Annotated in this window: 6 protein-coding genes; all 6 read right to left on the bottom strand. The window is 31.3% G+C overall.

Going from position 1 to position 7139, the window contains the following annotated elements:
- Window positions 1-92: 92 nt before the first annotated feature.
- Window positions 93-1181: an undecaprenyldiphospho-muramoylpentapeptide beta-N-acetylglucosaminyltransferase gene (gene murG, locus AC5M21_RS04315; RefSeq protein ID WP_008790424.1), complete on the bottom strand. Its 1089-nt coding sequence runs from the start codon at window positions 1179-1181 to the stop codon at window positions 93-95.
- A 25-nt stretch (window positions 1182-1206) separates the two neighbouring features.
- Window positions 1207-2292, bottom strand: coding sequence for a putative lipid II flippase FtsW (gene ftsW, locus AC5M21_RS04310; RefSeq protein WP_008790425.1), 1086 nt, complete (start codon window positions 2290-2292; stop codon window positions 1207-1209).
- A 213-nt stretch (window positions 2293-2505) separates the two neighbouring features.
- Window positions 2506-4566, bottom strand: coding sequence for an ABC transporter permease (locus AC5M21_RS04305; RefSeq protein ID WP_017143809.1), 2061 nt, complete (start codon window positions 4564-4566; stop codon window positions 2506-2508).
- Window position 4567: 1 nt separating this feature from the next.
- Complete coding sequence (locus AC5M21_RS04300) at window positions 4568-5320, bottom strand: ABC transporter ATP-binding protein (RefSeq protein WP_008790427.1); 753 nt, start codon at window positions 5318-5320, stop codon at window positions 4568-4570.
- A 90-nt stretch (window positions 5321-5410) separates the two neighbouring features.
- Window positions 5411-6430: a sensor histidine kinase gene (locus AC5M21_RS04295; RefSeq protein WP_054688287.1), complete on the bottom strand. Its 1020-nt coding sequence runs from the start codon at window positions 6428-6430 to the stop codon at window positions 5411-5413.
- Window positions 6427-7089, bottom strand: a complete 663-nt coding sequence (locus AC5M21_RS04290; protein ID WP_008790429.1) for a response regulator transcription factor — start codon at window positions 7087-7089, stop codon at window positions 6427-6429. The genes AC5M21_RS04295 and AC5M21_RS04290 overlap by 4 nt, the downstream gene beginning before the upstream one ends.
- Between the last annotated feature and the right edge of the window lie 50 nt (window positions 7090-7139).

The following is a 7139-nucleotide window of genomic DNA, read 5'->3' as shown; positions in this document are numbered from 1 at the left end:
AAAAGTTGTATGTTTATACATTGGTTCATTTTCTAAAACATCACCTATATCTAAATCAACCAAATCAAAAAACAATTGATCAAAATCCATTTCTATTTCCTTTCTAATGTCTTTAACATCTCTTGATAAATATCTTGACAAGCATGAGGCTTTCCTAATTCTTTTGCATGATTCTTTAAATCATTCAAAAGTTCAGTATGCCCCAATAAATCTCTTACTTCTTTCACAAATGTCTTAGCATCTAAATCTTTTTCTAATATCCATCTTGCAGCAGTTGCATCAACTAACTCTTTAGCATTATACTCTTGATGATTGGCGACAACATAAGGGCTTGGAATAATTAAAGATGCCGCTCCTAAAGCTGTTATCTCAGCCAATGTTGTTGCTCCTGCACGTGACACAATTAAATCACAAGAAGCTATCAAGCTTGGCATATCATCAATATAATCCACCAAATGAATAGATGAATTCAAATCGTGCAAATCTGCTCGCATTGATTCATAATAATTTTTACCAGTTACATAAATAACATCATATGCATCATGTTGCATGTCTCTTAACGCTTCTTTCATCACAGTATTGACTGATGATGACCCAAGACTCCCCATAACAATGACAACTGTTTTTCTATCACGAGGAATCTGATATAAATGATGTATGTCTTGAAGACGTCTTGAAGAAACAACACTTGCACGGGGATTCCCTAATAAAACAGTTTTTTCATGAGGAAATTCATTATACGCCTTTTGATAACAACATACAATCTTATCAACCTTTTTTATTAAAATTTTATTTGTCAATCCTATAATAGAATTTTGTTCATGAATCATTGTTGGGATTCCCATTTTAGCTGCTGCCAAAACAATTGAAGCACTCGGATATCCACCAAAACCAATCACAATATCGGGCTGAAAATCTTTTAAAATCTGTTTAGATTGTTTCAATGACTTCACAAAAATCATTGCATTTTTTATTTTCTGAAGAGGGTTTCCAACCAATCCTTTAACATGTAACCCTCGATATTCATAGCCCATTTGTGGAACAACTTGAGATTCTAAACGATCCGTTGTTCCAACAAATAAAAATTCTGTATTTTTATCCTGTGTCTTTATATAATCAACAAGAGCTAAAGCTGGATATAAATGCCCTCCAGTTCCTCCTGCACTTACGATAATTTTCATGACTAACTCACTCCCTACCTGACTATTATAACACACAATTCACTGATTTCGAGATATTAATTAAAATTCCTATACTCATTAATGTAATTGTTAAACTTGTTCCCCCATAAGACATCAAAGGGAGTGTTACACCTGTGACAGGAAATAACCCAACAACAACACCTAAATTAATCAGAGTCTGGATACCAATCATTGAAACAATTCCAATCATCAATAAACTCCCAAATAAATCTTTGACATTCTTACTGACTTGTAAAATTGTCTTAAAAAGCCATAAATATGCTCCAATTAATAATACTCCACCCAAAAAACCAAATTCTTCTGCTACAATAGCAAATATAAAATCAGTCTGTGGTTCAGGCAAATAAAAGTGTTTTTGAATACTCTTATCAAAACCTACACCTAGCAGCCCTCCTGGTCCAATAGCATACAAAGCTTGAATAGCCTGAAACCCACTCCCCAAAGGATCTTGAAAAGGATCAAGAAAAGAAAGAATTCTCTCCATACGATAAGGAGCAGATAAAATCATTAAAACAATCCCTACTACCCCTAATGCACCTAAAAACACAAAATAAATAAAGGGAAAAGGTGAAACAATAATCATTACAACAATACTGCATGCCATAACAATCCCACTCCCAAAATCTGGTTGCAACATAATCAAAAGAAATCCCAATCCCATAACCATTAATAGTTTTAAACTATAACGTAGTTTTTTCATTTGATAATAATTTTTCTCAATAAAAACTGCTGCAAAAATAATCATACCAATTTTAAACAACTCACTAGGCTGCAGAGCAAAAATACCAAAATTAAACCAGCTACGACTTCCACCTCTAACAACTCCAAGTCCAGGAATCAATACCAAAATAAGCAACAAGAAACAAACACCTATAATTTGTTTGTAGTACTTTTTATAAAGATGATAATCAATGCGAGAAGTCACAAACATGGCAATGACACCAATACATGCAAAAATAGCTTGACGCTTAATATAGTAAAAAGAATCATCATATTTATAGAGTGCCCATATATGAGATGAACTATAAACACAAATCAATCCAAAAATAACAATTGTTAAAGTTAAAGTAATAATCCGTTTTGTTTTCATGTTATGACCTCCATCATCTTATTTATATGTCAAAGGTCATCAAAAAAGAAGATATCTTTATATCTTCCCATAAAAACTATAAATTTAAATAATGCACGAAATCATTTATTCAATGAATTATTGTGTACAGGTATATAACAGCCAATTTTAGAAAAAAGATTGAAATATGTCCTTCATATCTCAATCTTACCTATCATTTTTTAATATATAACATTACTCTTTCATCATCTGTCGACTTGTCAAATAAGTCAGCAACATATATCCACCATAAATAATAACAATGAAAACGGTTGTCATCATAATGGATGGTAAAAGATTTTCTTCTCCAAATGACTGTAAGAAAAACTTACAAAACTCAATGCCAAATATAGAATGGATAACAGCCAAAATAAGAGGTGCTATAAAGAAGAGTGAAATTTGTGTGAATAATGCTTTATTTAACATCCTTTCATCAGTTCCAATTTTCCTTAACATCATATATCTTTCTTTATTATCAGCACTTTCACTTAATTCTTTTAATGCTAGAATTGCTGCACTTGATATCAAGAATATAACACCAATATAGATACCTATAAATGTCACCATTGTTCCAACACCAACACTTCCTTCATAGATACTTATTTTCGTTGAAGCATTGAGTTGAGTTAATCCTTTAGCATAAGGATGTTGAGCAAGTGATTGAACTTTTTCTTCAATCTTTTGTTTTTCAACTTCATCAGTAGCCTTATAATCAGCAATTAACACATTTTTCTCCTTATAATTTTCATTTATTGCCTGATCTGGAACAACAATAATTCCACTATTACTTTGGTTTGCACTAGGAGTTAAAAAACCATCCTGACATTCTTTATGTGCAGGTAAATACATTTTTCCTAAGAGTTCGATTTGAGTTCCTCTTTTCAATGCTTCATTACGTATTTCAATCATTCCACCAAAGTTAGCAATCACGATATACTCATTGTCCTGTAATTGATATGTTTGTTTCCCATATCTTTTTGCGACTTGATTATATTCGCTTAATCGCATGATTTTTTCTGCTGCATTTAATCTTAAATAAGGCATTTGAGAATGAACACTTGTTGCATAACTTCCTAATGTATCACCAAAAGTCAAATCATTTGTTGCATAGACATTAACAGTGATAACATCTTTCAAATTTTCATGAATAGAAAAATCAAGATTTACTAAAGTTTCGCTCACTGAAAGATGAGAATCAGCAATATCTTTTTGGCTATAAGGCTTCCCATTGGCTTTATTCCCTTTCAAATTCCAAGTCTTTTCAACATAAATATCAGTAGGTGATAATTCCTTTAAATTGGCTGTTGTGGCATTCTTCAAAGAAATTCCAGTTGAAAGCACACAGATCGTTACAAACAACATTAAACAAATCATCCCCATAGAGAAAACAGTTGTATTCATTTGACTGCTAAATTGTCTTAATGTAAATGTATTCAAGCCTTTATAATATGTTTTCTTTTTCGCCATAAAGATTTTTAATACAAAGCCTGATACTGACCAAAATATCAGAAATGTTGAAACAATTCCTAGTCCAATTGGAACAAAGATTTTTTCGGCTGTATCTAATTTTGTAATTCCAGCAGTCACAAGATAATAGGCATATCCCAGCATAATCATCCCAATGATAAAAACACCACTACACAACCACATGTTTTTCATTTTCACTTTTTCATTTTTGCGATGTGCTAACAGCAAATCAATTAACTCCTGTTTTCCAATAAAGAAAACATTAAAAATCATCACAACAATATAAATAACACCAAAATACAATATGGTCTTCAACATTGCTGATGAAGAAAAAACAAATGCAAAACGTGTCATATCAGCTTCAAACATACTGGCTACAAAAATACTCATCAATTGTGACAAAGCAACACCAATAACCAAACCAACTGCCAATGAAATAATACCAATAAAGAATGTTTCACATAAAAGAATACTTGAGATTTGACGTTTTCCCATACCTAAAGTCATATATATACCAAACTCTTTATTTCGTCTTTTCATTAAGAAACGACTCGCATAAACAATTAAGAAACCAAGAATAAAAGACACTAGCACGCTAACACCTGAAAGAATATTGACCATCATTCCAATAATCTCACGAGTCGAAGAAGAAACATTCAACATAACCGTTTGACTTTCAATTGAATTAAATAAATAAAAGATGGCAACACCCAAAATCAAGGTCATAAAATAAATGGTATAATCCTTAAAACTTCGTTTTATATTCCTTAAAGAGAGTTTCAATAACATATTATTCTCCTCCAAGCAATGTCACAACATCAATAATTTGATCAAAAAATTGTTTTCGTTCCTGATTCCCTCTTCTGAGTTCATTAAAGATTTGACCATCTTTAATAAAGATAACACGTGATGCATAACTCGCACTAAAAGCATCATGAGTAACCATTAAGATTGTTGTTTGAAGTTGTTCATTCAGTTTTTTTAGACTTGCCAGTAACATTTGTGATGAATGAGAGTCTAATGCTCCTGTTGGTTCATCTGCTAAAATCAGTTTTGGATCAGTAATTAAAGCTCTTGCTGAAGCCACTCTTTGTTTTTGTCCACCACTCATTTGATAAGGATATTTGTCAAGAACATCAGTGATATTTAAAGCTTGCGCAATGGCTTGGACACGTTTTTCAATCTCTTTAACTGAGACTTTTTGAATCGAAAGAGCCAGTGCAATATTTTCATAAGCAGTCAATGTATCAAGAAGATTAAAATCCTGAAAGATGAATCCAAGTTCCTCTCTTCTAAAACGATTCAAATGATTGCCTTTTAATTTTGTAATATCAGTTTTGCCAACATAAATATGTCCTGCTGTGACTCTATCAATCGTGGATACACAATTAAGCAAAGTCGTCTTTCCTGAACCGCTGGCTCCCATGATAGCCACAAATTCACCTTTATCAATGTTTAATGAAAGATGACTTAAGGCTTTTGTTAAATTAGATTTGTTTCCATAATATTTATCTATATTTTCAATTCTTAAAATAGGTTCCATTATACCTTCCTCCTTTGTCATCCTTATTATCTATTATTTTCTCGTTTTCAACCATCGATTTATATAACATAACCTTACAGATTTGTCATCTTATTTCACCACATCGTAATAATGATCTTTATGAAAAATAATCATCACTTTTGTATATTCATTTTGAACAGATTCAATATGTATTTGATGTCCTAAACGCTGACATAACCGTTGACATATATATAGTCCCATGCCAGTTGATTTCTTTTGAATTCTTCCATTATATCCTGTGAAACTCTTTTCAAAAACGCGCGGAAGATCACTTGGACAAATGCCAATACCATTATCCATAATCGTTAAAATAACCTGGTTATTGTCCTCCACAGCTGAAATGTCAATACGACTTTCCATCCTATGAGTACTATACTGAAAACTATTATTAAGAATTTGGTTGATAATAAATTCTAACCACTTAGAATCTGTTAAAACCATTTTATTTAAATCATGAAGACTGAGTTTTAATTTATGATGTATGAAGTAATCTTTATTTTTCATAATGACATTTTTCACAACCTTGGATAAAGAAGAACTTTTAATTAAATAATCTTTTTGACTATTTTCACAACGTACATAATAAAGAATTTGATCAACTTGATTTTCTAATTTGCGAACTTGTTCTAATATCTGTGGGCTCACATCACTTTTATGATTATGAACAGTTAATGTTAAATGTGCCAAAGGTATCTTGACTTCATGAATCCACATCTCAACGTAATCTTTAAAATCATTGACTTGGACATCTCTTTCATTCATCTTTTCTAACATTGATTTATTAATTGTATATAGTGACTGATAAAGAATTTTCCCATCTAGAAACCCAGGTTCTTTTATCAACTCACATATAAAATACTTTTGATCCAACTGTTCTAATTGTTTTTGATAAAAGCGATAAAAAGAAACTTGCCTGAAATAATCATAAAGAAAACAAATACTTATAAAAAATACAATCATTGTTATAATAAATAATATAAAAGCTTGATTCAATTGAAAAGCAAGCATCATCAATATCACCAATAACACCATAATCAAATGAATCAACAAATGGACTGCCTTATCCTTTATATACATCACAATCGTCATATCAAAATATACCCTAATCCCTTTCTTGTTTCAATCGCATCACCATAACCTAATGAGCGTAATTTATTTCTTAAACGACTCATATTAACAGTTAAGGTATTATCATCAACAAATTCTTCACTATCCCATAAATCCATCATAATTTCCTCACGACTGGCAATTTTCCCCTGATTCACAATAAGATATTTCATAATTAACATTTCATTCTTTGTTAAAATCAATGATTCATCATGACACTTCAAGATCCCTCGTTCTGGAACCAGCAATAAATCATGATATTTTAACACATTCACTTCATGATTCATTCTTCTTAAAACTGCCTCTATTCGCAACAATAATAAAGTCGGATTATAAGGTTTTGTAATATAATCATCTGCTCCAAAACTCATGCTTAAGACCTCATCAGTTTCATTATTTTGACTCGTCACCATAATGACAGGAATTTGACTCTCTTTTCTCAGTTCTCTCAGTAACATTTCACCATTCATATAGGGAATTCCAATATCCAATAATATTAAATCCGGACAAGTACTGATTATTTCTTCTTTAGCTCTTTGAAAATTCTGTAAAATAACGCCTTCATATCCAGCATTTTCTAATAAAAGTTTTAACTCACAGCATAACTCCGAATCATCTTCCACTATTAATATTCTCTTCATATTTCTCACTCCTTGTGTCTTTATTATACATGATTTTATAAGACATTCGC

This window comes from Coprobacillus sp., from assembly GCF_984815275.1.
This window is presented reverse-complemented; position numbering and strand designations above follow the sequence as displayed.